Below are 548 nucleotides of genomic sequence, written 5' to 3'. Positions count from 1 at the left end.
CGAGTCTGGAAGACCGCACGCCGGATGAGGCATACTTCGCGACACTGCCTGCGATCAAATCGGCAGCATGAACGCCCCGGTGGTTCCACTTAAAAATCTCGGGACCCTGCCCGAACAAGCGGCGCCATCTCTTTTTGTACATTGAATAAGCCGCGTTGATATGGAATTTACATATTTTGCGAATAGGCCTGTAACAGTTGTCGCCATAAAAAGAACTGGAATGAAAGATAGTTTTAATGTTGTTTCACTTAAATGTTGATAGAGGTTAAAGATATCTAAAATAAAAAGATACCCAGCGAACAATACAGCCCCGGGAGAAACCATAGTTCCTAAAAACGTTGCGTAATGAACCCGTCTGCGGCGCGCGACCAAAAATGGAGTCGAAAGTGTCACGATGCCATCTATCTTTTCATGCAGCTCGTCTAGCAGGCTGTTGAAATACCCCTCGCCGGCGAGCAGCACTTCATTTCAATGAGTCGCTGCGCCGGTTTGTGATGTCGATTTGATGCTCAATGCCTTTTATTCAGGTGGAACCAATGCCATCTCCT

General features: G+C 46.9%; 1 protein-coding gene. It reads right to left on the bottom strand.

Annotation, left to right across the window (positions count from 1 at the left end; translation table 11 throughout):
- Window positions 1-54: 54 nt before the first annotated feature.
- Complete coding sequence (locus ACLFKU_RS43985; RefSeq protein ID WP_410853422.1) at window positions 55-462, bottom strand: hypothetical protein; 408 nt, start codon at window positions 460-462, stop codon at window positions 55-57.
- Window positions 463-548: the final 86 nt, after the last annotated feature.

It is taken from the genome of Paraburkholderia sp. EG304 (genome assembly GCF_046543485.1).
Taxonomy (GTDB): Bacteria; Pseudomonadota; Gammaproteobacteria; order Burkholderiales; family Burkholderiaceae; genus Paraburkholderia; species Paraburkholderia youngii.
This window is presented reverse-complemented; position numbering and strand designations above follow the sequence as displayed.